At 32.1% G+C, this 23,908-nt stretch carries 24 protein-coding genes; 20 read left to right on the top strand and 4 right to left on the bottom strand.

Features of this window, described 5'->3' with window-relative positions; genetic code table 11:
* The first annotated feature begins 66 nt into the window (after positions 1-66).
* Positions 67-1,341, top strand: coding sequence for a phosphoribosylamine--glycine ligase (purD, locus tag LUU93_RS06985; RefSeq protein WP_232679697.1), 1,275 nt, complete (start codon positions 67-69; stop codon positions 1,339-1,341).
* On the opposite strand, the gene LUU93_RS06980 is transcribed toward purD, so the two are convergent.
* Complete coding sequence (locus LUU93_RS06980; protein WP_232679695.1) at positions 1,333-1,563, bottom strand: DUF6341 family protein; 231 nt, start codon at positions 1,561-1,563, stop codon at positions 1,333-1,335. The genes purD and LUU93_RS06980 overlap by 9 nt on opposite strands.
* Positions 1,564-1,702: 139 nt before the next feature.
* Between LUU93_RS06980 and LUU93_RS06975 the strand changes: the two genes are divergently transcribed.
* Complete coding sequence (locus tag LUU93_RS06975; RefSeq protein WP_232679693.1) at positions 1,703-2,632, top strand: DUF6427 family protein; 930 nt, start codon at positions 1,703-1,705, stop codon at positions 2,630-2,632.
* Here the strand turns inward: LUU93_RS06975 and upp are convergent.
* A complete protein-coding gene (upp, locus tag LUU93_RS06970; protein ID WP_232679691.1) occupies positions 2,627-3,280 on the bottom strand; it encodes a uracil phosphoribosyltransferase in 654 nt (217 codons plus the stop codon). The genes LUU93_RS06975 and upp overlap by 6 nt on opposite strands.
* 110 nt (positions 3,281-3,390) lie before the next feature.
* Here upp and LUU93_RS06965 point away from each other — a divergent pair, with 110 nt between their 5' ends.
* Positions 3,391-3,996, top strand: coding sequence for a DUF4254 domain-containing protein (locus LUU93_RS06965; RefSeq protein ID WP_232679690.1), 606 nt, complete (start codon positions 3,391-3,393; stop codon positions 3,994-3,996).
* A gap of 43 nt (positions 3,997-4,039) precedes the next feature.
* Positions 4,040-5,059 (top strand): glycosyltransferase family 9 protein, encoded by a 1,020-nt coding sequence (locus LUU93_RS06960; protein WP_232679688.1) that lies wholly within the window; start codon positions 4,040-4,042, stop codon positions 5,057-5,059.
* A gap of 178 nt (positions 5,060-5,237) precedes the next feature.
* Here LUU93_RS06960 and LUU93_RS06955 read toward each other — a convergent pair whose 3' ends face one another.
* The gene (locus LUU93_RS06955) at positions 5,238-5,483 is read right to left on the bottom strand and encodes a hypothetical protein (protein ID WP_232679686.1); all 246 of its coding nucleotides are present in this window, start codon (positions 5,481-5,483) and stop codon (positions 5,238-5,240) included.
* A 391-nt stretch (positions 5,484-5,874) separates the two neighbouring features.
* Entirely contained in the window at positions 5,875-6,927 is a 1,053-nt protein-coding gene (locus LUU93_RS06950) for a ferredoxin--NADP reductase (RefSeq protein WP_232679684.1), read from the bottom strand.
* Between the two features lie 127 nt (positions 6,928-7,054).
* On the opposite strand from LUU93_RS06950, the gene LUU93_RS06945 reads away from it, so the two are divergent.
* From LUU93_RS06945 to LUU93_RS06870, 16 genes are all read left to right on the top strand, one after another.
* Entirely contained in the window at positions 7,055-8,515 is a 1,461-nt protein-coding gene (locus LUU93_RS06945; protein WP_232679682.1) for a DUF5687 family protein, read from the top strand.
* Between the two features lie 83 nt (positions 8,516-8,598).
* Positions 8,599-9,294, top strand: a complete 696-nt coding sequence (locus tag LUU93_RS06940; RefSeq protein ID WP_232679680.1) for an ABC transporter ATP-binding protein — start codon at positions 8,599-8,601, stop codon at positions 9,292-9,294.
* A gap of 89 nt (positions 9,295-9,383) precedes the next feature.
* A complete protein-coding gene (gene porW / locus LUU93_RS06935; RefSeq protein ID WP_232679678.1) occupies positions 9,384-11,996 on the top strand; it encodes a type IX secretion system periplasmic lipoprotein PorW/SprE in 2,613 nt (870 codons plus the stop codon).
* 4 nt (positions 11,997-12,000) lie between these two features.
* Positions 12,001-12,396 (top strand): bactofilin family protein, encoded by a 396-nt coding sequence (locus tag LUU93_RS06930; protein WP_232679676.1) that lies wholly within the window; start codon positions 12,001-12,003, stop codon positions 12,394-12,396.
* Entirely contained in the window at positions 12,377-12,604 is a 228-nt protein-coding gene (locus LUU93_RS06925) for an AtpZ/AtpI family protein (protein WP_232679674.1), read from the top strand. Before LUU93_RS06930 ends, LUU93_RS06925 begins: the two co-directional genes overlap by 20 nt.
* A 568-nt stretch (positions 12,605-13,172) precedes the next feature.
* Entirely contained in the window at positions 13,173-14,321 is a 1,149-nt protein-coding gene (gene atpB, locus LUU93_RS06920) for a F0F1 ATP synthase subunit A (RefSeq protein WP_232679672.1), read from the top strand.
* A gap of 101 nt (positions 14,322-14,422) precedes the next feature.
* Positions 14,423-14,614, top strand: coding sequence for an ATP synthase F0 subunit C (gene atpE, locus LUU93_RS06915; RefSeq protein WP_053472986.1), 192 nt, complete (start codon positions 14,423-14,425; stop codon positions 14,612-14,614).
* Positions 14,615-14,731: 117 nt separating this feature from the next.
* On the top strand, positions 14,732-15,232 hold the full coding sequence (locus tag LUU93_RS06910; RefSeq protein WP_232679670.1) for a F0F1 ATP synthase subunit B: 501 nt from the start codon (positions 14,732-14,734) through the stop codon (positions 15,230-15,232).
* Positions 15,233-15,236: 4 nt separating this feature from the next.
* Positions 15,237-15,770, top strand: a complete 534-nt coding sequence (atpH, locus tag LUU93_RS06905) for an ATP synthase F1 subunit delta (protein ID WP_232679668.1) — start codon at positions 15,237-15,239, stop codon at positions 15,768-15,770.
* Positions 15,771-15,809: 39 nt separating this feature from the next.
* A complete protein-coding gene (gene atpA, locus LUU93_RS06900; RefSeq protein WP_232679665.1) occupies positions 15,810-17,387 on the top strand; it encodes a F0F1 ATP synthase subunit alpha in 1,578 nt (525 codons plus the stop codon).
* A 90-nt stretch (positions 17,388-17,477) separates the two neighbouring features.
* A complete protein-coding gene (gene atpG, locus LUU93_RS06895) occupies positions 17,478-18,338 on the top strand; it encodes an ATP synthase F1 subunit gamma (RefSeq protein ID WP_232679663.1) in 861 nt (286 codons plus the stop codon).
* Positions 18,339-18,927: 589 nt separating this feature from the next.
* Complete coding sequence (locus tag LUU93_RS06890) at positions 18,928-19,374, top strand: GNAT family N-acetyltransferase (protein ID WP_232679661.1); 447 nt, start codon at positions 18,928-18,930, stop codon at positions 19,372-19,374.
* A gap of 94 nt (positions 19,375-19,468) precedes the next feature.
* Entirely contained in the window at positions 19,469-20,929 is a 1,461-nt protein-coding gene (locus tag LUU93_RS06885) for a lipopolysaccharide biosynthesis protein (protein ID WP_232679659.1), read from the top strand.
* Between the two features lie 29 nt (positions 20,930-20,958).
* Positions 20,959-21,393, top strand: coding sequence for a dUTP diphosphatase (gene dut, locus LUU93_RS06880; protein WP_232679656.1), 435 nt, complete (start codon positions 20,959-20,961; stop codon positions 21,391-21,393).
* A gap of 129 nt (positions 21,394-21,522) precedes the next feature.
* Positions 21,523-22,539 carry a sugar phosphate nucleotidyltransferase gene (locus LUU93_RS06875; RefSeq protein WP_232679654.1) on the top strand — a complete coding sequence of 339 codons (1,017 nt, stop codon included), beginning with the start codon at positions 21,523-21,525 and terminating at the stop codon, positions 22,537-22,539.
* 19 nt (positions 22,540-22,558) lie between these two features.
* A complete protein-coding gene (locus LUU93_RS06870; RefSeq protein ID WP_232679652.1) occupies positions 22,559-23,908 on the top strand; it encodes a tetratricopeptide repeat protein in 1,350 nt (449 codons plus the stop codon).

Raw genomic sequence — 23,908 nt, 5'->3', positions numbered from 1 at the left:
AGATTTAATTATTTTTTACGTGTAAAAGCAATTATTTTTGCACCACAACATAAATACAACTATACCATGACAATTTTATTATTGGGATCAGGCGGAAGAGAACATGCTTTTGCGTGGAAAATGATTCAGAGTCCGCTTTGCGAAAAACTTTTTGTTGCACCAGGAAATGCAGGAACAGCTGCAATTGCTGAAAATGTAGCAATTGCTCCAACTGATTTTGAAGCAATAAAAGCATTAGTGCTTAAAGAAAATATAAGCTTAGTAGTCGTAGGGCCAGAAGATCCGTTGGTAAAAGGTATTTATGATTATTTTAAAAACGACGAAAGTTTAAAAAATATCCCGGTAATTGGGCCATCAAAATTAGGAGCGCAGTTAGAAGGAAGTAAAGAATTTGCAAAAGAATTCTTGATGAAACATAATATCCCGACTGCAGCTTACGATAGTTTTACTGCCGAAACGGTTGATGAAGGATGTAAATTTTTGGAAACATTACAACCTCCATTTGTTTTAAAAGCAGACGGTTTAGCAGCAGGAAAAGGAGTTTTGATTATTCAGGATCTTGAAGAAGCAAAAACAGAACTTAGAAACATGTTGGTTCACGAGAAATTTGGAGCAGCAAGTTCAAAAGTGGTTATCGAAGAATTTCTGGACGGAATTGAATTAAGCTGTTTTGTTTTAACAGATGGAAAAAGCTATAAAATTCTTCCAACAGCAAAAGATTACAAAAGAATTGGTGAAGGTGATACAGGATTAAATACAGGCGGAATGGGAGCAGTTTCTCCAGTTCCTTATGTTGATGCTGTTTTGATGGAAAAAATTGAAACACGTATCGTAAAACCAACTATTGAAGGTTTCCAAAAAGACGGAATCGAATATAAAGGATTTGTATTTATTGGTTTGATCAATGTAAAAAACGAACCAATTGTTATTGAATACAATGTAAGAATGGGAGATCCTGAAACTGAAGTTGTGGTTCCTAGATTAGAATCTGATTTAGTTGAATTGTTCCTTTCGGTTGCGAATCAAAAATTAGATGAATTCGAATTAAAAATTGATCCAAGAAGTGCAACTACAATTATGGTAGTTTCTGGCGGATATCCTGAAGATTTCGAAAAAGGAAAAGTTATTACAGGTTTAGAAAATATTACTGATTCGATAGTTTTTCACGCCGGAACAAAATTAGATGGCGAAAATGTCGTTAGTAATGGAGGACGTGTTTTGACAGTAACATCATACGGAGATGATTTTCAACAGGCCATAAAAAAATCTTACCAAAATATAGATAAACTAAATTTTGATAAGATGTATTTTAGAAAGGATATCGGCTTCGACTTACTTTAAGAAAGAGTGAGCCGTTGTATCTTGGTTTTCAGTTCCTGCAGCATCAAAAATACGTAATTGTTTAATCCAATATACGATTGCTGCAGAACAGATAATCATAAAAATCCAGTTGATAGTGTTTGCACCAAACCATGTAACTAATTCCAAACGACGTAAAAAGTCAAGGGGAGCAAACAAAATGTTAACGAATAAGTATTGTATTCCTTCAAAAAAAGCTGTCATAATTTTATAAAATTATATGTTATTATTGTTTTAACGCATTGAAGCAAAATTCAAAAAACAGAGAATCTTTTTTCAACTTGTTGGTTTTCCTTTTTAAACAAGTATTATATTTACAGTCACAAAAGTATAAAATATCCTTATGATAACAAGTGTTTTTAAAAAATCTACGCCATTAAATTATTCATTGGTTGTAATTTTGATACTGGTTTTCTTCTTTATGTTTCAAATTCGAGAAACGTCTTGGATAAATTCTTATTTTACGATATTTCAAAAAGTAAGTTTACTGTGCTTTATTTTTGCTTCATTTTTCATGATTAATTTCATTGTCAAAAAAAACGGGCTCAGTAAAGATAACGGTTACGCGATATTTTTCTATTTATTATTCATTCTGTTTTTCCCAACAATATTCAATCACCCAAATGTTGTTTATGCTAATTTCTTTGTATTATTGGCACTTCGCAGATTGATTTCACTTCAGTCTTTAAAATCATCAAAAGAAAAAATTTTCGATGCTTCTTTTTGGATTTTTATGGCTTCTTTATTTCAATTTTGGAGTATTCTCTTTCTTATTTTAGTTTTTATATCGATAATTTTTCACGTTTCGAGAGATTATAGAAACTGGGTTTTGCCATTTATTGCGCTTTTGGCAGTAGCAGTAGTCTTTTATATGATTTCATTAATGTTTCACATTGATGCTGTTAAGTTTGTTCAGGAACGTGCTATAATCGATTTTAGAATAAATTATTTTAAGAATAATTACGAAAATGGAGCGCTTTCGATATATGCAGCGGTTGTCGTATTTTTTGTGTTTTCAATGTTAACAACCTTGTCAAACAGACCGCAGATTGTGCATACATCATATAAAAAAGTTGTGGCTTGTTTTTTTATTGCTGTTCTTGTTTATATTATTTCGCCAGACAAAAGCAATGATTTATTATTGTTCAGCATTGCACCATTAGCAATGATGGCGGCAAGTCATGTAGAATATATGCAGCAAAAACTCAATAACGAAATTGTATTTTATGTGTTGATTTTGTGCAGTTTATTTACTTTTTTCTCTCAGTTATAATTTACTTCCGTACGCAAGATCACCGGCATCACCTAGTCCTGGAACAATGTAATTTTTCTCATTTAGTTTTTCGTCTAAAGAAGCAACCCATAAATGGCAGTTTTCGGGAAGGTTTTTTTCAAGATGGGCAATTCCTTCCGGTGCAGCGATAACAACTACAATATGAAATTCTGTTGGCGCAGCATTTTCTACTAACTTTTTATGTACAGCAACGATAGACTGCCCAGTTGCAAGCATAGGGTCAAGAAGTAAAACCGTTTTATTATTTAAGTTTGAAATTGCCTGATATTCAACTAAAATTTCAAACTCATCGTCATTATTTGGATGATGTCTGCAGGCAGAAACAAAGCTGTTTTCGGCATGGTCAAAATAATTTAAAAAACCATTATGAAGCGGTAATCCGGCCCTTAAAATTGGACATAAAACCAAATCAGGTTCAATCTCTGTTGTTTTTTTAATACCCAGCGGTGTTTGAATTTCAACATTTTTATAAGGTAAAATTTTGCTTAATTCATAAGCCATAATTTCCCCAATGCGTTCAATATTTTTTCTAAAACGCATGCTGTCGTTCTGCACATTTACATTTCTAATTTGTCCCAGAAAATGATTTAGAACACTATTGTTTTCAGATATATAATGAATTTTCATGATGTATTTTTAATTTATTAACGAACTATTATATAAAAACAAAAATTAATTTCTTTTTTTCGCAGCATAAAAGTATAAAAAGTATCTTTGTATCTCTAAAAAATAAAGACATGTTTTCAAAATTAGCATATTCTGTTTTCGAACAAAGCATTAAAGATTATCATCAATTTGATAATGTTGACCAGCCTATAAACAATCCATTTCCAAAAGATAAATTCGAACATTTATTATATTTAAAAAACTGGATTGATACTGTTCAATGGCATTTTGAAGATATCATTCGTGATCCGCAAATTGATCCCGCAGCGGCTTTGACTTTAAAAAGACGAATCGACGCTTCAAATCAGGAGCGTACTGATATGGTTGAATATATCGATAGTTACTTTTTGCAAAAATACAGTCATGTAAAAGCAAAAGACGGAGCAAAAATCAATTCTGAAAGCCCGGCTTGGGCATTTGACAGATTGTCTATTCTGGCGTTAAAAATTTATCACATGAACGAAGAAGCGACTCGCGCAGAAGCGACTCAGGAACATAGAGATAAATGTCAGGAAAAATTAAATATTCTTTTAGAACAAAGAACAGATTTATCTACAGCAATCGAAGAATTATTGACAGATATCGAAAATGGTGATAAATTCATGAAAGTATACAAACAAATGAAAATGTATAACGACGATGATTTGAACCCGGTTTTATATCAAAATAAAAAATAATTTGGCAGAGTTGTCTAACAGCCAGATTAAACATATAGCCGTCATGAGACTATCCGCAATGGGAGATGTCGCCATGACGGTTCCTATTTTACGTGCTTTTGTAAAGCAATATCCAACGGTGAAACTGACCGTTATTTCGCGTCCTTTTTTTAAACCTTTTTTTGACGGAATCCCGAATCTTGAGTTTTTTGCTTTTGATGAAAAAGAAAGACACAAAGGTTTTACCGGGCTTTTACGATTATTTAACGATGTAAAAAAACTCAAAATAGATGCTTTTGCAGATCTTCATAATGTGTTACGATCAAAAGTGGTGAGTTTGCTTTTTGCTTTAAGCGGAAAAAAAAGAGCAACCGTTGATAAAGGCCGTGAAGGAAAAAAAGAATTAACTAGGGCAGAAAACAAAATTTTCAAGCAGTTACCAACCATGTTCGAAAGACATGCAAAAGTATTTGAAGAGCTTGGTTTTCCTGTAGATTTATCATCCCGAAACGTCGGGATTGAATTTCCTAAGAAAGCAGTTTTTGGTGCAGAAATCACAGATTTGGTTGGAGAAAATTATCAAAAACTGATCGGGATTGCTCCTTTTGCCCAATACGATTCTAAAGTTTATCCTTTAGATTTAATGAAGGAAGTAATAACAAAACTGGCAGAAAATAAAGATTATACGATTTTGCTTTTTGGAGGAGGAAAAAAAGAAATTGAAATTTTGAATTCACTTTCAGAACCTTTTAAAAACGTAATAAACGTTGCCGGAAAAATTAAATTTCAGCAGGAATTAAAATTAATAAGCAATCTTGATGTAATGCTTTCTATGGATTCTGGAAATGCGCACATTGCAGCAATGCTTGGAGTAAAAGTCATTACGCTTTGGGGCGCAACACATCCTTATGCCGGATTTTTACCTTTCAATCAAAGCTTAGAAAATGCTTTAACTTCAGACAGAAATCAATATCCAAAACTGCCAACGTCTGTTTACGGAAATAAAATTGTAGAAGGTTATGAAGATGCAATGAGAACAATTTCTCCAGATGAAGTTGTTTCTAAAATAAAAAACCAATTATAATATATTATTGTCAGACTGAGCGAAGTTGAAGTCTTCTGAGCATATAAGTCTTTCGACTTCGCTCAGGGTGGCAAAAAGCAAGAATTAAGGTTAAATAAAAAATTCCAAATTCCAATTGTAACGTTGGAATTTGGAATTTTTTTTATTGGAAATTTTATATAATTTATTTTGGAATTTCTCATAAATCCAGAAAAAGATATCCCAATGCTTTCTTTTTATTTTTATCAACTACAACTTTTACAAAATGATTTTCTTTTTCAGTAGTTAATAAAATGTATTCAAAATCATTGGTTGAATTTCTGTAAACTTTATGTACCAATTGAGATTCTTTAATTTTTTTCGATAAAATTTTAGCTGCTTTTAATTCACTTACATAAGGCCAAATATTAAAAAAGCTATCATTAGAGATTGATATTTCTGTCATTCCCTCATTCTTTGAGCAATCATACTTTTCTTTTGAAAGTAGTTTAGGAGCTTTTCTTTTTTTTCTTTTTTTGATTACGAAGTAGAGACAAAAAAGAGAAGTTATTACAAAAAGTAATATAAAAGTTAGACGGAGGTAGTGATGCATTGCCATAATATTGAATGTTTTAAAAACGTGTTGACAAGTCTTAAGTACACTACTAATATACTAAATTTCAAGCATGTTTTTTAAAAATAACCCAATAATCTAAATGCTTTTTTGTATATTTCTTAAACCAGAAAAGTATACTTCCAAAATTTTAAACCTGATAAAAGAAATAACTCACAAAAAAAATTCCAAATCCCAATAGTAAAATTGGAATTTGGAATTTTATATTTTAGAATTTAACAGACTAAACGTCGTCGTAGTCAATATAAATAGTATCTGAAGTTGGGTGTGCCTGGCAAGTTAAAATTAAGCCTTCAGCAATTTCACTATCAGTTAAAATAGAATTTTTTGTCATTTCAGCTGTACCGGCAGTAACCCTTCCTAAACAGCTGCTGCAAATTCCGCCCTGACAAGAATAAGGAGCATCAACGCCATGTTTTAGAGCGGCATCAAGAATGGTTTGTTTTTGAGACATCTCAAAAGTAACTTCTTCATCATCAACTAAAACTGTAATTTTTGTATGTCCTTCTAATGAAGTTTTAATTTCATTTTCCTGAGAAGAAGTAGTAAAAAGCTCAAATTTAATAGCAGATTCTTTTACGTTTTTCTCTTTCAAAACATTCGAAACTGTATTGATCATTTCTTCAGGTCCGCACAAATAAAACTTATCAAATGCTAATTCTTTGTGTTTGTTGTTCAATACAAAATTCACGGTTGATTTTTCGATTCTTCCAAACAATGCATTTTCAACTTTCGCCTGGCTGTAAACATAATGCACAAAAAAACGGCCAACATACTGTAGTTGTAAATCGTGTAATTCCTGATGAAAAATAGTTGCTTCAGGAGTTTTGTTTCCGTAAACCAATACAAATGAACTTTTTGGCTCATTCTTTAAAACTGATTTTAAGATAGAAAGTACCGGAGTGATTCCGCTTCCGGCAGCAAACGCCACATAATTTTTTTGTCTTTCAGCATCAGGTTCAAAAGTAAATTTTCCTTCCGGATGGCCCACTTCAAGAACATCTCCTGCTTTTAACTTTGTATTGGCAAACTGAGAAAACAAACCGCTTTTTACGGCTTTAACTGCAATTCGCAATTCGCCGCTTTCTGGCGCAGAGCAAATAGAATAAGCACGACGAATTTCTTGATTATCAAGCGTTAATTTTAAATTTATGTATTGTCCGGCTATAAATTTATAGTCTTGTTTAAGTTCTTCTGGAACATTAAAAAGTATTGAAACAGCATCGGCAGTTTCACGTTTTACCTCTTTAATTATAAGTTTTAAGAATGAAGGCATGATTTAATTTTTTTGCAAAAGTAGCAAACCATAAGTAATTGACACTTACTAAAATATTTTTTTTAACTTTTTTTGTAACGTTTTCCTACATTTGATCTCTTACTACAAAAATCAAAACCAATTAACCATGATTAAAAAGTTTATTTATCTCGAATGGAAAGCCTTTATCAGGTCGGCATCATTTGGTAAAAATCTGGCAATGAAAATTATAATGGGATTTTTAATGATCTATTTTTCATTAATTTTTATTGCAATGGGTATTGGCGCATTTTATATTCTTAAAGAGATGCATCTGGAACCATTAGTAACCGTAAACCGATTTCTGATTTATTATTTTCTTTTTGATTTAGTAATTCGTTTACTGCTGCAATCAATTCCTGTTTTGAACATAAAACCATTATTAGTTTTACCTTTTAAAAAACCCGTAATTGTTCATTTTTCATTGGGCAAAACCGTTTTGTCCTTTTTTAATTGGGTTCACGCTTTATTTTTTGTTCCGTTTTCAGTTGTTTTGGTAATAGAAGGATATGATATAACAGCTATTATTTTTTGGAATCTGGCAATGCTTTCTTTTATATATATCAACAATTTTTTGAACATAATTTTAAGTAATATCGATAAATTATTTGTTGTTTTTGTTGGATTAATTCTTGTTTTAGGCGGCGCGCAATATTATAAATTGTTTGATGTTACAACTTTTACAACTCCCTTTTTTCAAGGACTTTATACTATAAAAGGGTTGTTTTTAATTCCCATTTTAGTATTGGCTGGCTTATATATTTTTAGTTTTAAATTTTTGAAAAAAAATCTATATCTCGATGCCGGGCTTTCTGTAAAAGAAGATGTTGCAGTAACAGAAAATCTTTCGTGGCTGAATCAATTTGGAACTTTGGGAACTTTCCTTAAAAATGACATTAAACTTATCAAGAGAAATAAAAGATCAAAGACAACTATTTTTATGAGTGTTCTCTTTTTATTTTATGGATTTTTGTTTTTTGGAAATACGCACCAGCCGCCTGTAATGCACATTTTTGCCGGAATATTTGTTTCCGGTGGATTTTTGTTTGTCTTTGGGCAGTTTGTACCAAGCTGGGATAGTTCGTATTACCAATTAATGATGACCCAGAATATTCCGTATCGCGGTTACATCACTTCAAAATGGTGGCTTATTGTTATCGCTACTTTTTTCTCGACAATAATTGCATCGTTTTATTTGTTTTTTGGCTGGGAAATTTACCTGACAATTGTAGTTGGAGCGATTTACAATATTGGAGTTAATTCACATTTGGTTCTTTTAGGCGGCGCTTTTACCAAAACGCCAATTGATTTAAGCAATGCCGGCGGTGCTTTTGGAGATAAAAAAGCGTTTAATGTAAGTGCGATGTTATTAACGCTCCCAAAAATTTTACTGCCTTTGGCATTGTATGCAATCGGACTTTATTTAAATAACAAAAACCTCGGATTAGCCTTAGTTGCCGGCGCGGGCGTTTTAGGTTTTATTTTTAAAGACAAGGTTTTTTCTTTAATCGAAAAAAGATATAAAATCGAAAAGTACAGTACAATAAATGCTTATAAACAAAAGAGTTAATTAGAGAATCTGTCAATTTGATAATGAGATAATTTTATCAGATAGAAATCTAAAATCAACAATCCAATATCTAAAATTACACCATGATACAAGTAAATCAACTTTCAAAAAAATATAACGGTACTACAGTTTTAAATATTCATAATCTTGAAATTCCAAAAGGGCAGAGTTTTGGATTGGTAGGCAACAACGGAGCAGGAAAAACAACTTTTTTCAGCTTACTTTTAGATTTAATCCAGCCTTCGACAGGAAATATAACAAGCAATGATATTCAGGTAAATACGAGTGAAAACTGGAAATCTTTTACAGGTTCTTTTTTAGATGAAAGTTTCCTGATTGGCTATCTGACTCCCGAAGAATATTTTTATTTTATTGGAGATTTACGCCATCAAAATAAAGCTGATATTGATGCATTGTTAGCCAGACATGAAGAATTTTTTAATGGAGAAATTTTAAACAATAAAAAATACCTTCGCGATTTATCTAAAGGAAATCAAAAGAAAGTTGGAATTATTGCAACACTTATTGGAAACCCTGAAGTAGTAATTTTAGATGAACCTTTTGCAAATTTAGATCCAACAACAGTGAGCAGGTTAAAGAAAATTATTAAAGAATTAGCTGAAAATCCAAAGGTTACCGTTTTAGTCTCGAGCCACGATTTACAACACACCGTTGAAGTTTGTGATAGAATAGTTGCCCTTAATAAAGGTGAAATTGTAAAGGATATTCAAACCTCAGAAGAAACCTTACAAGAACTGGAATCTTTTTTTGCTGTATAAGTCCCTAAAGTTTCAAAAAAGAAGTGTATTTTTACAAGTCATTATACTAAAAATGCTTTTTAGAAGTTAATGCTTTAAAATCAGTTCTATTGAAAAAGAATACTCTTAAATATAGTTTTTTTCTCACATTTTTTCTCTTTTTGATAGCATGTTCTACCAAGAATAATACTTTTGTGAACAGAAATTCTCACGCTTTAAGTACAAAATACAATATTTTGTATAACGGAGGAATTGGTCTTGAAAAAGGACTGCTGTCTATTCAGGCCAACAATCAGGATAATTTCTGGAAACTCCTTCCAATTGAAAAAATGCAGTTTGATGAAAATTTTTCGGAAGGATCTAAAACAAAAAATCCTGATTTTGAAAAAGCAGAAACAAAAGCAACAAAAGCAATTCAAAAACACTCCATGAATATTGGAGGAAGAGAAAGAAACTATCAAATAGATGAAGCATATTTAATGCTTGGAAAAGCCAGATATTATGATCAGCGTTTTATTCCGGCCTTAGATGCATTCAATTATATTCTTTACAAATATCCAAATAGCAGCAATATTTACACTGCTAAAATCTGGCGCGAAAAAACCAATATGCGTTTAGGAAATGATGCGATTGTGGTTAAAAACATTAATTTGTTATTAAAGAAAACAGATTTAGATAAACAGACATTTTCGGATGCCAATGCTTTATTGGCCGAAGCTTTCCTAAATTTAGAAGAAAGAGACAGTGCCGTTGCCAAACTTAGAATTGCAGAAGAATTTTCAAGAATAAATGAAGACCGCGCCCGTTATAAATTCATCTTAGGGCAGATGTATCAGGAAGTTGGAAATAAAGACAGTGCAACATATTATTATGATGGTGTGATCGACATGAATCGCAAAGCCAATAGAAAATATATGATGCACGCTTATGCAAAAAAAGCACAGATGTACGATTATGAAAAAGGCAACGACACCATATTTTTAAAAATCTATAATAAGTTAGTTGCAGATCGTGAAAACCGACCTTATTATGATGTTCTTTTTTATGAAATGGGAGTTTTCTATGATAAAAAGAAAGACAATGAAAATGCATTAAAATTCTACAATAAATCTTTAGGCAGAAAATCTACAGATCCCTACTTAATGGCATCGGCTTATCGAAATATTGGAAACATGTATTTTAAAAATACAGATTATACAATGGCTGCTAAGTATTATGACAGTACATTGACAAAGTTAGACCCAAAAACAAGGGAGTTTACTTTTATCGAAAAAAACAGAAAAAATCTTGACAACGTAATTAAATACGAAGGAATTGCAAAACGAAACGACAGTATTATTAAAGTATACGGACTGCCAGATACTGAAAGAAAAATTTACTTTGAAAATTATATAGCAGAACTTAGAAAGAAAGATGAAGCTAAACGAATTCAGGAAGAAAAAGAAAAAGAGAAGTTAGCTAATATTGACCGAAACACAAATGCATCGAATGCACCAACTGCAGTAAATCCGAATTCATTAGGTAAACCTATAGATCCTGATGACGGAATAAGACCCCCATCTGGAAATGATGCTGCTGCAAGTACTTTTTATTTTTATAACCCAACGACAGTTGCCTACGGAAAGTTGCAGTTTAAAAAAATGTGGGGTAACAGAACGCTTGGCGGAAACTGGAGACTGGCCACAATAAAATCTGCAAATGATGCAGCGATGCTCAATGACAGTATAAATGAAGCAGAGGCTGCTAAATTGAAAGACACAGTTGTTATAGAAAAGTATACAACTGCTTTTTATGAAAAACAGCTTCCGAAAACACAAACAGCAATGGACAGTATTGGTAAAGAACGCAATTTTGCCTATTATCAATTAGGTCTTATATATAAGGAGAAATTTAAGGAATATAAATTGGCAAGTGATAAACTGGAACAATTACTTAAAAATAATCCTGAAGAAAAATTGGTGCTTCCGTCGATGTATAATTTGTATAAAATCTATCAAATTACTGATCCGGAAAAAGCAGCAAAAATTAAATCAGACATAACAACAAATTATCCAACTTCGAGATATGCTCAGATTTTGAATAATACAAATGCTGATGATATAGCGTCACCCGAAAAGGAATACCAAAAATGGTATAAACTATTTCAGGAAGAAAAATTCGATATTGTATTAGATAATATCGATAATTTAATCAATCAATATTCCGGAGAAGATATTGTTTCTAAATTTGAATTACTAAAAGCAAACACTTTAGGAAAAGTCAACGGATTAGAAGCCTATAAAAAAGGTTTAGAAAACGTGGCAGATAATTATCCAAATAGTGAAGAAGGAAAAAATGCCAGAGAAATTCTTGAGAAACAAGTTCCAACTTTAGAAAGACTTAGTTTTACAACTGTAGATAATAAAAACTGGAAAATTTTATATTTAATTCCTAATAATGATTCTAAAACGCTTAAACAAATTGAAGAAGCTATTAGAGTATTTTTGTTAGTCGAAAATTTTGAAAGATTAACAACTTCCTTTGACAAATATAATAGAACACAAAGTTTTGTGGCTATTCATGGTTTAAAATCAGAAGCATATGCCAATGATGTTGCGGGAGTTTTGAGAGATGATAAAAAATATAAAATTGTACATCCGGCAATAATTATGTCAACGGATAATTACAAAGTGGTTCAAATTAAAAAGAACCTAGACGCCTACCTCGCCCCAAAAAACCCATAATATAATGTTTGACAAAGTAAAAAAAAACGGAACAGAACTTTTAGGAAAAACAAACCGAATTGTTGAAGGAACTTCTATTGTAGGAGACATTGTCTCAAAAGCTGATTTTAGATTAGATGGCGAATTGATTGGAAATTTCACCTCGCAGGGAAAATTAGTGATAGGCGCAACAGGCGTAATAAAAGGAGAAATCATTTGTAATAATGCTGATATTGAAGGAGAATTTCATGGAAAAATTAAAGTTCTCGAAATCCTTAATATTAAAGCATCGGCAAAAATTCACGGCGAAGTTGCCGTTGGAAAACTTTCTATAGAGCCGGGAGCAGAGTTTACAGCAACATGTACAATGCTTACTCATAATAAAGAAGTAACGGTAAAAGATGGAAAAGGATCCGAATAAAAAACAAAACAATAAATGGATAGCCCTCATAAATATTCCTATTCAAATGGGGGTTATTATTTTTTTGTTTTCTTATTTAGGAACCTGGTTAGATGAAAACCATCCAAATGAAAAGATATACTATAATAAGATATTGGTTATGGTTGGTGTTGCAATTGCATTATATAATGTAATCCGTCAGGTAAACGAAATCAACAAAACAAAGTAAATTAAGTTTTAAAAACAGCTTGAATAAATATTGCATCTTTGCAAAAAATTGTTCAGGATGTTTTTAAAAAACTACAAACTTATTCTTCATTTGCTTATTCTGGCATTTGCTTCCTATGTAATACATAAGGGAGCTTTTTATGTTTTTGAAATCAACGATCAAAACTTTTATTATAGTGTAGAAGTATTGTATTTGATCTTTTTATTTTTTTCTGTCTTATTATTAATACTAACAGTAAAATTCAAAAAAGATAAATTCGACAGCATCGGAATGTTTTTTATGCTTGGAACTTTTATTCAAATGTTTCTGTATTATTTTGTTTTGCGGCCGATTTTATCTGATAAGATTCACAATATCCGTGTTGAAAAAATCAATTTTTTCGTAACATTTATTCTGTTTTTGTTATTTCAAACGATTTTAACTATCCGATTATTAAATGAAAAGCGTTAAAATGAGGATTCTTTAAAACAAGGTTCAAAAATAATTTTTCATATCCTTTTGAATATTAATAAAAAATGTACCTTTGCACCAAATTTTAGAAACATAAAAAATAAGAATTTCCACAGATATGGTGATTTCAAACAAACCACTCAGATTTATTCTTGCAGCTTTTGTAGCTTGTCTTCCACTAATGAGCTTTTCTAATTCAGAAAAAGACTCGGCGCATGTTCAAACTGAAACAGCTCATGAAGCAGCTTCTGAAGGGCACCATGCAGAACCAACTGATGTAAAATCTAAAATTAAGGCATTTATTGGCCACCACGTTTTGGACTCTCATGATTTTACTTTAACACAAGATGATGAGACAGGTAAATATTATGGATTTCCATTACCGGTAATTATTTGGGATAATGGTCTTCAAATTTTTTCTTCTTCAAAATTTAACCACGGTCATGCAGTAGCAGAATCAAACGGAAATTATTACGTGATTAATCATCATGATGGTAAAATCTACAAAACAGATGCTGCCGGAACAATTACAGAAGATGAAAAAACTGGTCATCCAACAAATGTTCGTCCGTTAGACTTTTCAATTACAAAAACAGTACTTTCTATTTTTGTTGCAGCTTTATTAATGTTTTGGTTATTTACAAGTTTAGCAAAATCATATGCTAAAAATGGAGGAATCGCTTCTGGAGCAGGAAGATTTTTCGAACCGCTTGTAGTTTTCATTCGTGACGAAGTTGCTATTCCTAATATTGGCGAAAAGCATTATAAAAAATACATGAGTTATTTATTGACAATATTTTTCTTTGTATTGTTTTTAAATATTTTTGGATTAACCCCACTAGGAATTAATGCTACAGGTAATTTAACAATTACATTTTCGTTAGCAATTCTTACTTTCTTAATTACAAACCTTACCGCAAATAAAAACTACTGGGGTCACATTTTCTGGATGCCGGGAGTGCCAAAACCAATGCGAATTATTTTGGCTCCAATTGAATTGTTAGGAGTTTTCATCAAACCATTTTCATTAATGATTCGTTTGTATGCAAATATCTTTGCAGGTCACATTGTATTAATGAGTATCATTGGATTAATGTTTATTTTTAAAAGCTGGATTGGAAGCAGTTTATCTTTTGGATTATCATTTGCACTTTCTATACTAGAGATTTTAGTTGCATTTTTACAAGCCTATATTTTTACAATGCTGTCTGCACTTTATTTTGGTTCAGCAGTAGAAGAGCATCATCATGAGGAAGCTCACCATTAAAATTAGATTTCAGAGTTTAGCTTTTCAGATTATTTCAATCTAAAAGCTGCATTCAAAAATCTAAAATCAAATTGAATGTTTAATTTTTAATATATACATATATGAACGGTTTAAATTTCATTGGAGCAGGATTAATCGTAATCGGAGCTGCTTTAGGTATTGGTAGAATTGGTGGTTCAGCAATGGACGCAATTGCTCGTCAGCCAGAAGCTTCAGGAAAAATCCAAACAGCTATGCTTATTGCTGCTGCACTTATTGAAGGAATTGGTTTCGCTGCGTTATTCGCTGCTTAATTAAAACACAAAAAACAATAGTTGCAACGGTTGGTTGTAACTATTGTTTTAAAAATAAAACATTAAAATTGCCTTGGCAGTTAAAAAGACATAATTTAAAATTTATAATCATATATAATGGAAAAGTTAATAAATCAGTTTGAGTTCGGTTTGTTCTTTTGGCAGATTCTAATATTTGTTGGATTAATATTTTTATTGAAAAAATTCGCCTGGAAACCAATTCTTGATGCAGTAAACGAAAGAGAGCAAGGTATTAAAGATGCATTACTTTCTGCTGAGAACGCTAGACAGGAAATGGAAAACTTGCAAGCTGACAATCAAAGAATATTGAACGAAGCTCGTGCAGAACGTGATGCTATGTTAAAAGAAGCTCGCGAAATGAAAGAGAAAATGATTGCTGATTCTAAAAACGAAGCACAAGCACAAGGTCAAAAAATGATCGAACAGGCTAAAGCCGCTATCGAAAGTGAAAAAAATGCTGCAATGGCAGAATTGAAATCTCAAGTTTCAACTTTATCATTAAGTATTGCTGAAAAATTATTGAAAGAAGAATTATCTAACAAAGAATCTCAAACTAAATTAGTAGAGAAAATGTTAGGTGACGTAAAGTTAAACTAAGATTATGGCAAGTACAAGAGCAGCAATTCGTTATGCAAAAGCAATTCTAGACTTAGCAAACTCTAAAGGTGTTGCCGAAGTTGTCAATAACGATATGAAGTCAATTGCTTTTGCAATTGAGACAAATGCAGAATTGAGTACATTTATTCAAAACCCAACTACAAAAGTTGAGGTTAAGCAAAGTGCTCTTTTAGAAGTTTTCGCAAATGTAAATGGTGTAACAAAAGGTTTATTTCATTTATTATTTGAAAATAAAAGATTTGAAATTCTAGATGCAATTGCAGTAGAATACAGCAAATTATTTGATCAAAGTAATGGTATTGAAGTAGCAAAAGTTACTACAGCAATTCCTATGGATGCTGTATTAGAAGCTAAAGTTTTGGCTAAAATTGCAACTTTGTCAGATAAAAAAATTACAATTGAAAATATAGTAGATCCTTCAATCATTGGTGGATTTATTTTAAGAATAGGAGATAATCAATACAATGCATCAGTAGCAAACAGATTGCAAGTATTAAAAAGAGAGTTAAGTAATTAGTTTTATTACACATAAAAAGTGTCTAAATTATAAATTAAGATGGCGGAAATCAAACCTGCTGAAATTTCAGCAATATTAAGAAAGCAAGTAGAAGGTTTTGAATCTGGTGCTACGCTAGAGGAAGTAGGAACAGTACTTCAAGTTGGAGATGGTATTGCTCGTGTTTACGGGCTGTCTAATGTTCAATATGGTGAGTTAGTAGAATTCGATAACGGTATGGAAGGTATCGTATTGAACCTTGAAGAAGACAACGTTGGCGTGGTACTTTTAGGACCATCAACAGGAATCAAAGAAGGATCTACTGCAAAAAGAACTCAACGTATTGCTTCTCTTAAAGTAGGTGAGCAAATGGTAGGACGTGTAGTTAACACTCTTGGTTTTCCAATCGACGGAAAAGGACCAATTGGTGGAGATTTATACGAAATGCCTTTAGAAAGAAAAGCGCCAGGAGTTATCTTCCGTCAGCCAGTAACTGAACCATTACAAACTGGAGTCAAAGCGGTTGATGCTATGATCCCGGTAGGTCGTGGACAACGTGAGCTTGTAATTGGTGACCGTCAAACAGGTAAATCAACTGTTTGTATCGATACAATCTTAAATCAAAAAGAATTTTTTGATGCAGGAAAACCTGTATTCTGTATATATGTTGCAATTGGACAAAAAGCTTCAACTGTAGCGGGAATCGCAAAAATGTTAGAAGAAAAAGGAGCAATGGCTTATACAGTTATTGTTGCTGCAAATGCTTCTGACCCAGCTCCAATGCAAGTTTACGCTCCTTTCGCAGGTGCTGCAATTGGAGAATACTTTAGAGATTCAGGTCGTCCGGCACTTATTGTGTATGATGATTTATCTAAACAAGCTGTTGCTTACCGTGAGGTTTCTCTTTTATTAAGAAGACCACCGGGACGTGAGGCTTACCCTGGAGACGTTTTCTACTTGCACTCTCGTTTATTAGAGCGAGCTTGTAAAGTAATTGCTGATGATGGAATTGCTAAAAACATGAATGACTTACCAGATTCTATCAAGTCTATCGTAAAAGGTGGTGGTTCTTTGACTGCTTTACCAATTATTGAAACTCAGGCTGGTGACGTTTCTGCATATATCCCAACAAACGTAATTTCGATTACTGATGGTCAGATTTTCCTTGATGGAGATTTGTTCAATTCAGGGGTTCGTCCTGCAATTAACGTAGGTATCTCTGTATCTCGTGTTGGAGGTAATGCTCAAATTAAATCAATGAAAAAAGTTTCAGGAACTTTAAAATTAGATCAAGCTCAATTCCGTGAATTAGAAGCGTTTGCTAAATTTGGTTCTGACTTAGATTCTGTTACTTTAAACGTAATTGAAAAAGGAAAAAGAAACGTTGAGATCTTGAAACAAGGTTTAAACGATCCTTATACAGTTGAAAATCAAGTAGCTATTATTTACGCTGGTTCTAAAAACTTATTAAGAAACGTTCCTGTAAATAAAGTAAAAGAATTTGAAGCTGATTTCTTAGCTTACTTAAACAGTAAACATAAAGATACGCTTAACGCGTTGAAAGCTGGTAAATTAGATGACAACATTACTGATGTTATCGAAAAAGCAGCAAAAGAAATTTCAGCAAAATATAACTAATTAGATAATTGGTAAATTAGATAATTAGAAAATGACTTATCATTGTTCTGATTATCTAATTTTCAAATTGTCACATTTTCTAATTAATAGATGGCAAATTTAAAGGAAATCCGTAATAGAATTACTTCCGTTTCATCGACGATGCAGATTACATCGGCTATGAAAATGGTTTCTGCTGCAAAGCTTAAGAAAGCACAAGATGCAATCACTGCAATGCGCCCTTATGCCGAGAAATTAACGGAGTTACTGCAAAATCTTTCTGCTGCACTTGAAGGTGAAGTAGGAGGAGATTACACTACACAACGTGAAGTAAAAAAAGTATTGCTTGTTGCTATAACTTCAAACAGGGGTTTGTGTGGCGCATTCAATTCAAATGTTATTAAAGAGATTAAGAATCGTACCGATTTTTATGCAGGAAAACAAGTTGACGTTTTTGCTATTGGTAAAAAAGGAAATGATGCTTTAACTAAAACGCATAAAGTTCACGGTCATCATAATGCAATTTTTGATAATTTAACTTTCGAGAGTGTTGCCGGAATTGCTGATAATTTGACTGAAAAATTCTTATCTGGAGAATATGACAGAATCGAATTAATCTACAATCAATTTAAAAATGCTGCGACTCAAATTGTTCAAACAGAGCAGTTTTTGCCTTTAGCACCGCTTAAATCTGATGCAGCAGTTTCTACTGGAGATTATATTTTTGAACCTTCAAAAGAAGAAATTGTTTTGACTTTAATTCCTAAGTCTTTAAAAACGCAATTATACAAAGGTATTCGTGATTCATTTGCTTCAGAGCATGGTGCACGTATGACAGCTATGCATAAAGCAACTGATAATGCGACAGAATTAAGAAACCAATTGAAATTAACTTACAACAAAGCACGTCAGGCAGCTATTACAAACGAAATTTTAGAGATCGTTGGTGGTGCAGAAGCTTTGAATGGATAATTAATTCATTGATATATAAAAAATAGCCAGCAAATATTTGCTGGCTATTTTTTTTTGGAAGTTTTCTTTTTTAAGAATATATCTATAAACAAGAAATTTTATAAAATGGTGATTCTCAATTTACCCAAAAACTGAGAATCAATACCATTTTATAAAATTATTGACACAGATTTTATCACTCTGTTGCTTTGTTTTTCATGGGAACAAACTAGCTTTATTAATCCCAGTGCTCTGTTTTTTTAAGGGTTACATTTCAGCAGAATCAATCCCTGTGCTTTGTTTTTCATGGGAACAAACTAGCTTTATTAGTCCCAGTGCTCTGTTTTTTTAAGGGTTACAATACAGCAGAATCAATCCCTTATGCTTTGTCTTTTATGGGAACAAACAAGCTTTATCAGTCCCAGTGCTTCCTTTTTTATGAGGGTTGTATCTAGCTTTCTCAATCCCTTTGTAACAAATTTAAGAAAGACCATTAAAAAAAAGTTACATAATTTTCGGCTTTAATTTATATATTTCACATGTTAGGGTGTTGTTAATTATATAACTCGCTTAAAAAAAATAATTAATTTTGACCTCTATTTCTATCACAATGGCTTTACAAATACGCGAATTTACTACGATTGACGAAATGCTGGCTCAAATTGACACCATTAGATTTTTATATCCCAACTTGACTTTAGAAAAATACCAATCATTTCTTTCTGAAATGGTTCCACATAATTACATCCAGATTGGAGTTTTAGAAAATGAAGTTTGTTTGGGTATTACAGGATGTTGGTCAGCAACCAAATTATGGACAGGAAAATATCTCGAAATTGACAATTTTGTGGTAAATCCAGAATATCGCTCTAAAGGAATTGGAAAAATGCTTACGGATTATATTGAACAAAAAGCACTAGACTTAGGCTGCAGCAGTATTGTTCTTGACGCTTTTACGGGAAATTTTGGGGCACATAGATTTTATTATAATCAGGGATATGGTCCAAAAGGTTTTCATTTTGTGAAAGTTTTAGACGAAAATAAATTAACACATTAAAATTATCGCTAAGTTTTTTTATTGAACCGTCAAAAACACTAATAAAACCAAAGAATTGGTTATTTTTGTTTTGCGAACTTTATTACTAATTATTTTGGGATTATATAAAAATCTATTCAAACAAACTGCAATTTATGGACTGGCAACCGTTTTACCACGAATGCTCAGTTTTTTATTGGTCAGATTATATACAGGTATTTTACCGACCGCCGAATATGGCGAAGTTTCAATCGTTTTGTCTTGGATGGTTTTCTTTAACGTAGTTCTTTCTTATGGAATGGAAACCGCCTTTTTTAGATTTTATAGTGCCGAAGAAGATAAAAAAAATGTAATCGCTACTTCTACAATATCAATATTTTGGTCATCAATTGGATTCTTATTTGCGGCTTTAATTTTTAGAAATACCCTGGCAAACTGGGCCGAAGTTGATGCGCAGTACATTACTTATTCTGTTTGGATTTTAGTTTTAGATGCATTGGTTTTAGTACCGTTTTCAAAATTAAGAGCTAATCAAAGGCCAATGGTTTATGCTGCTATTAAAATTGGAAACGTGGTAATTAATTTACTGCTGAATATTTTCTTTTTACTGTATCTGCCAAAACTTGCAGCTTCACATCCTAATTCGGTTTGGGATAATTTATATGTAGAAAATTTCCAGATTGCCTATATTTTCATCGCTAACCTGCTGGCAAGTTTAGCAACTTTCATTGTACTTTCTCCAAATTATCTTTCGCTTGGGCGAAAATTTGATCCCATACTTTGGAAAAAAATGATGAAATACGGTCTGCCAATTTTAGTTGCCGGACTTGCATTTGCAGTTAATGAACATTTCGATAAAATCTTATTAGGATATTTACTTCCTGAAAATCTTGCAAAATCAGAAGTTGGAGCATATTCTGCCTGTTATAAACTAGGTTTATTTATGGTTTTGTTTGCAACCGCTTTTAGATTAGGAATTGAACCTTTCTTTTTCAGCCATGCAAAAAACGAAAATGCACCGCAGACTTATGCCGTAATTACAAAATATTTTGTGATTCTGGGTTCACTGATTTTATTAGGAGTTATTGTTTTTGCAGACATTCTTAAATATCTTTTATTAGACAATAAATCCTATTGGGAAGCCATGAAAGTAGTTCCGTTAATTATTCTGGCAAATTTCTTTTTAGGAATCTATAACAATTTATCGGTTTGGTATAAGTTAACAGACAAAACAAAAATTGGAGCATACATTTCAATTGTTGGAGCAATTGTAACCTTGCTTTTAAATTATTTTTTAATTCCAAAGTATAGTTATTACGGTTCAGCAATTGCAACAATTTCTGCCTACGGAAGTATGATGTTAATATCGTATGTTTTAGGAAACAAATATTATCCTATTCCATACGACATGAATAAAATTTCGGCTTATTTAGGAATCTCAATTTTATTTTCTGCCATTTCTTTTTACGGATTTAGAGAAAATTATTTCGTTGGAATTCCATTATTGTTAGGCTTTATGTACTTTGTTTATCACAACGAAAAAGACACAATCAAAGGAATAATGAATAGAAAGTAAAAGTGCTTTTTTAATCTTTTATAATAAAAATGAAAATACAAATTATCAATAAATCACAACACGATTTACCAAATTACGAAACAATTGCTTCTGCAGGAATGGACTTGCGTGCCAATATTATAGAACCAATTACGTTAAAACCTTTAGAAAGAACAATTGTAAAAACCGGACTTTTTATTGAATTGCCAATTGGTTACGAAGCACAGGTTAGACCAAGAAGCGGTTTGGCTGCAAAAAAAGGAGTTACCGTTTTAAATTCTCCGGGAACCGTCGATGCTGATTACAGAGGTGAAATAGGAGTGATTTTGGTAAATTTATCAAATGAAGAATTTGTAATTGAAAACGGAGAAAGAATTGCGCAGTTAATTATAGCCAAACACGAAAGAGCAGAATGGGTTGAAGTTGAAGAACTAACAGAAACTTCAAGAGGAGCAGGCGGATTTGGAAGCACTGGAGTGAAATAAGTTTCCAGTTTCAGTCGCAGTTTACAGTTTTTTTGATAAGGCTGTAGAACTTCTGTAAATTTTAAAAATTAAAACTTGAACTAACCAAACTGAAGATTTTTTTAATCTTCCCACATAAAATAAAAATAGATGAAAATAATCGTTCCAATGGCGGGTCGCGGATCAAGACTGAGACCTCATACTTTAACTGTTCCAAAGCCATTAATTCCGGTTGCAGGAAAATCAATCGTGCACCGTTTAGTGGAGGATATTGCAAAAATATTAAAAGAACCAATTGAGGAAGTTGCATTTATTCTTGGAGATGAGGCATTTTTTGGAGATGATGTTGTCGCAAGTTTACAAGATTTGGCACAAGGTTTAGGAGCAAAAGTTTCAATTTATCGTCAGGATTTACCTTTAGGAACCGGGCATGCTATTATGTGTGCAAAAGAATCGTTATCTGGACCAGCGGTTATTGCTTATGCTGATACTTTAATTAGAGCCGATTTTGAATTAGATCCGGCAGCCGATGCTGTAATTTGGGTAAAACAAGTTGATCAGCCGGAAGCTTTTGGTGTTGTAAAATTAAATCAGAATAATGAAATTATAGAATTGGTTGAAAAACCAAAAGAATTTGTTAGTGATTTGGCTGTGATTGGAATTTATTATTTTAAAGAAGTTGGAGATCTGAAAAAAGAGCTTCAGGGAGTTTTAGATAATAACATTCAAAATGGAGGTGAATATCAAATCAACGACGGCATCAAAGCCATGATGGCTAACGGTAAAATTTTCAAAACCGGAAGTGTTGACGAATGGATGGACTGCGGGAACAAAGATGTTACCGTTGAAACCAACAGTAGAATGTTAGGATTTTTGCATAATGATGGAGAACATTTAGTTGATTACGATGTAACTTTAGAAAATGCAACAATCATTCCTCCATGTTATATTGGTGAAAATGTTGTGCTGAAAAATGCAACAGTTGGACCAAATGTTTCAATAGGAAAAGGCTGCCATGTAATCGACAGTTCTATTAAAAATAGCTTAATACAGACTTATTCTCAAATAAAAAATGCTAACTTAGATAATGCTATGATTGGAAATCATGTTAGTTATGATGGAAAATTTACAAGTATTAGCATTGGAGATTATTCGGTTTTAGAATAAAAAAGAGATTTGTAAAAAAATGAAAAAAAGGATTTTGATAATTTTATTTTTTGCTTTACTAAGCAATTCAGCTTCGGTTTTCGCACAAACGGAACCAGAAGATATTGCTTTAGCACCAGATGAATACCAAGATGCTTTTTACGAATCTTTGAAACAAAAAGGGATCGAAAACTACGATAAAGCAATAACATCTTTAGAAAAATGTATAAAAATAAAGCCTTCAGATGCTGTCGCTTATTTTGAACTTGGAAAAAATTATCTGGCATTAAAAGAATATCAAAATGCCCAAAAAGCATTTGAAAAAGCCACACAGCTAAATCCAAAAAACAAATGGTATTGGTTAGGAATTTACGATGTAAGTTATGAAACCAAAAACTATCCTCTGGCGATAGAAACGATTCAAAAAATCATTGTTTTTGATGAAGAATATAAAGACGATCTTATTTCGTTATATATGCTTACAAATCAATACGATAAAGCGCTTGTGACGATTAACGAAATGAACGATAAATTCGGAAAATCAGAAGATCGTGATCGCTATAAAACACAGATTTTATCACAGGGGAAATATCAAAACGCTGAGATTTCAAATTTAATTGATCAAATTAAAAAGAATCCGAAAGAAGAATCAAATTATGTAAATCTGATTTTTTTATATTCAAAATCAGAAGAAACAGATAAAGCTTTAGAAGTTGCAAAACAATTGGCAAAAGAAATTCCAAATTCTGAATGGGGACAAGTAAGTTTGTTTAAAAGTTATTTAGATGCAAATCAGGCAGACAAAGCCATTAAGTCGATGAATGTAATTTTGTCAAGCTCAAAAATTGATTCAAAAATTAAACATCGAACTTTAAATGAGTTTTTGATTTATGTAAATAAAAATCCGCAATATGCTCCGGATTTAGAAAAAGCCATTTCTTATTTTGACAATGATAAAGATGTTGACGTTGCTAAAGAAATTGGAAAATTTTATCATAGTAAAAACCAGTTTGAGAACGCTATTAAATATTACGAAAAAGATTTAATTGCCAATTCAGACACAGATCGTGAAACTAACTTGCTTTTGCTTGATGCTTATGCTCAGGCAAAACAATTTGCACCAATGACAAAAAGAGCTATGACGATGATCGAAGTTTATCCAAGCCAGCCTCAATTTTATTATTATGCAGGTTTGGGAAGCAATCAGCTGCAACAATTTAAAAACGCAAAAACCGTTTTAGAAATGGGACTTGATTATGTCGTTGATGATAAAAAATTAGAGGCAAATTTTAATATTCAATTGGGAGAGGCATATAATGGATTAGGAGATGCTAAGAAAAAAGAGGAATACTTTTTGAAGGCAAATGAATTATTAAAACAAAAGAAGTAA

The organism is Flavobacterium soyae (assembly GCF_021245985.1).
GTDB lineage: Bacteria > Bacteroidota > Bacteroidia > Flavobacteriales > Flavobacteriaceae > Flavobacterium > Flavobacterium soyae.
The sequence above is the reverse complement of the archived record's forward strand: the minus strand, read 5'-3'. Positions and strand labels throughout refer to the sequence as shown.

Bases quoted from the DNA above. Each gene is read 5' to 3' on its own strand.
- purD (WP_232679697.1), top strand. From the start codon at position 67: ATGACAATTTTATTATTGGGATCAGGCGGAAGAGAACATGCTTTTGCG.
- LUU93_RS06980 (WP_232679695.1), bottom strand. From the start codon at position 1,563: ATGACAGCTTTTTTTGAAGGAATACAATACTTATTCGTTAACATTTTG.
- LUU93_RS06975 (WP_232679693.1), top strand. From the start codon at position 1,703: ATGATAACAAGTGTTTTTAAAAAATCTACGCCATTAAATTATTCATTG.
- upp (WP_232679691.1), bottom strand. From the start codon at position 3,280: ATGAAAATTCATTATATATCTGAAAACAATAGTGTTCTAAATCATTTT.
- LUU93_RS06965 (WP_232679690.1), top strand. From the start codon at position 3,391: ATGTTTTCAAAATTAGCATATTCTGTTTTCGAACAAAGCATTAAAGAT.
- LUU93_RS06960 (WP_232679688.1), top strand. From the start codon at position 4,040: ATGAGACTATCCGCAATGGGAGATGTCGCCATGACGGTTCCTATTTTA.
- LUU93_RS06955 (WP_232679686.1), bottom strand. From the start codon at position 5,483: ATGACAGAAATATCAATCTCTAATGATAGCTTTTTTAATATTTGGCCT.
- LUU93_RS06950 (WP_232679684.1), bottom strand. From the start codon at position 6,927: ATGCCTTCATTCTTAAAACTTATAATTAAAGAGGTAAAACGTGAAACT.
- LUU93_RS06945 (WP_232679682.1), top strand. From the start codon at position 7,055: ATGATTAAAAAGTTTATTTATCTCGAATGGAAAGCCTTTATCAGGTCG.
- LUU93_RS06940 (WP_232679680.1), top strand. From the start codon at position 8,599: ATGATACAAGTAAATCAACTTTCAAAAAAATATAACGGTACTACAGTT.
- LUU93_RS06930 (WP_232679676.1), top strand. From the start codon at position 12,001: ATGTTTGACAAAGTAAAAAAAAACGGAACAGAACTTTTAGGAAAAACA.
- LUU93_RS06925 (WP_232679674.1), top strand. From the start codon at position 12,377: ATGGAAAAGGATCCGAATAAAAAACAAAACAATAAATGGATAGCCCTC.
- atpB (WP_232679672.1), top strand. From the start codon at position 13,173: ATGGTGATTTCAAACAAACCACTCAGATTTATTCTTGCAGCTTTTGTA.
- atpE (WP_053472986.1), top strand. From the start codon at position 14,423: ATGAACGGTTTAAATTTCATTGGAGCAGGATTAATCGTAATCGGAGCT.
- LUU93_RS06910 (WP_232679670.1), top strand. From the start codon at position 14,732: ATGGAAAAGTTAATAAATCAGTTTGAGTTCGGTTTGTTCTTTTGGCAG.
- atpH (WP_232679668.1), top strand. From the start codon at position 15,237: ATGGCAAGTACAAGAGCAGCAATTCGTTATGCAAAAGCAATTCTAGAC.
- atpA (WP_232679665.1), top strand. From the start codon at position 15,810: ATGGCGGAAATCAAACCTGCTGAAATTTCAGCAATATTAAGAAAGCAA.
- atpG (WP_232679663.1), top strand. From the start codon at position 17,478: ATGGCAAATTTAAAGGAAATCCGTAATAGAATTACTTCCGTTTCATCG.
- LUU93_RS06890 (WP_232679661.1), top strand. From the start codon at position 18,928: ATGGCTTTACAAATACGCGAATTTACTACGATTGACGAAATGCTGGCT.
- dut (WP_232679656.1), top strand. From the start codon at position 20,959: ATGAAAATACAAATTATCAATAAATCACAACACGATTTACCAAATTAC.
- LUU93_RS06875 (WP_232679654.1), top strand. From the start codon at position 21,523: ATGAAAATAATCGTTCCAATGGCGGGTCGCGGATCAAGACTGAGACCT.
- LUU93_RS06870 (WP_232679652.1), top strand. From the start codon at position 22,559: ATGAAAAAAAGGATTTTGATAATTTTATTTTTTGCTTTACTAAGCAAT.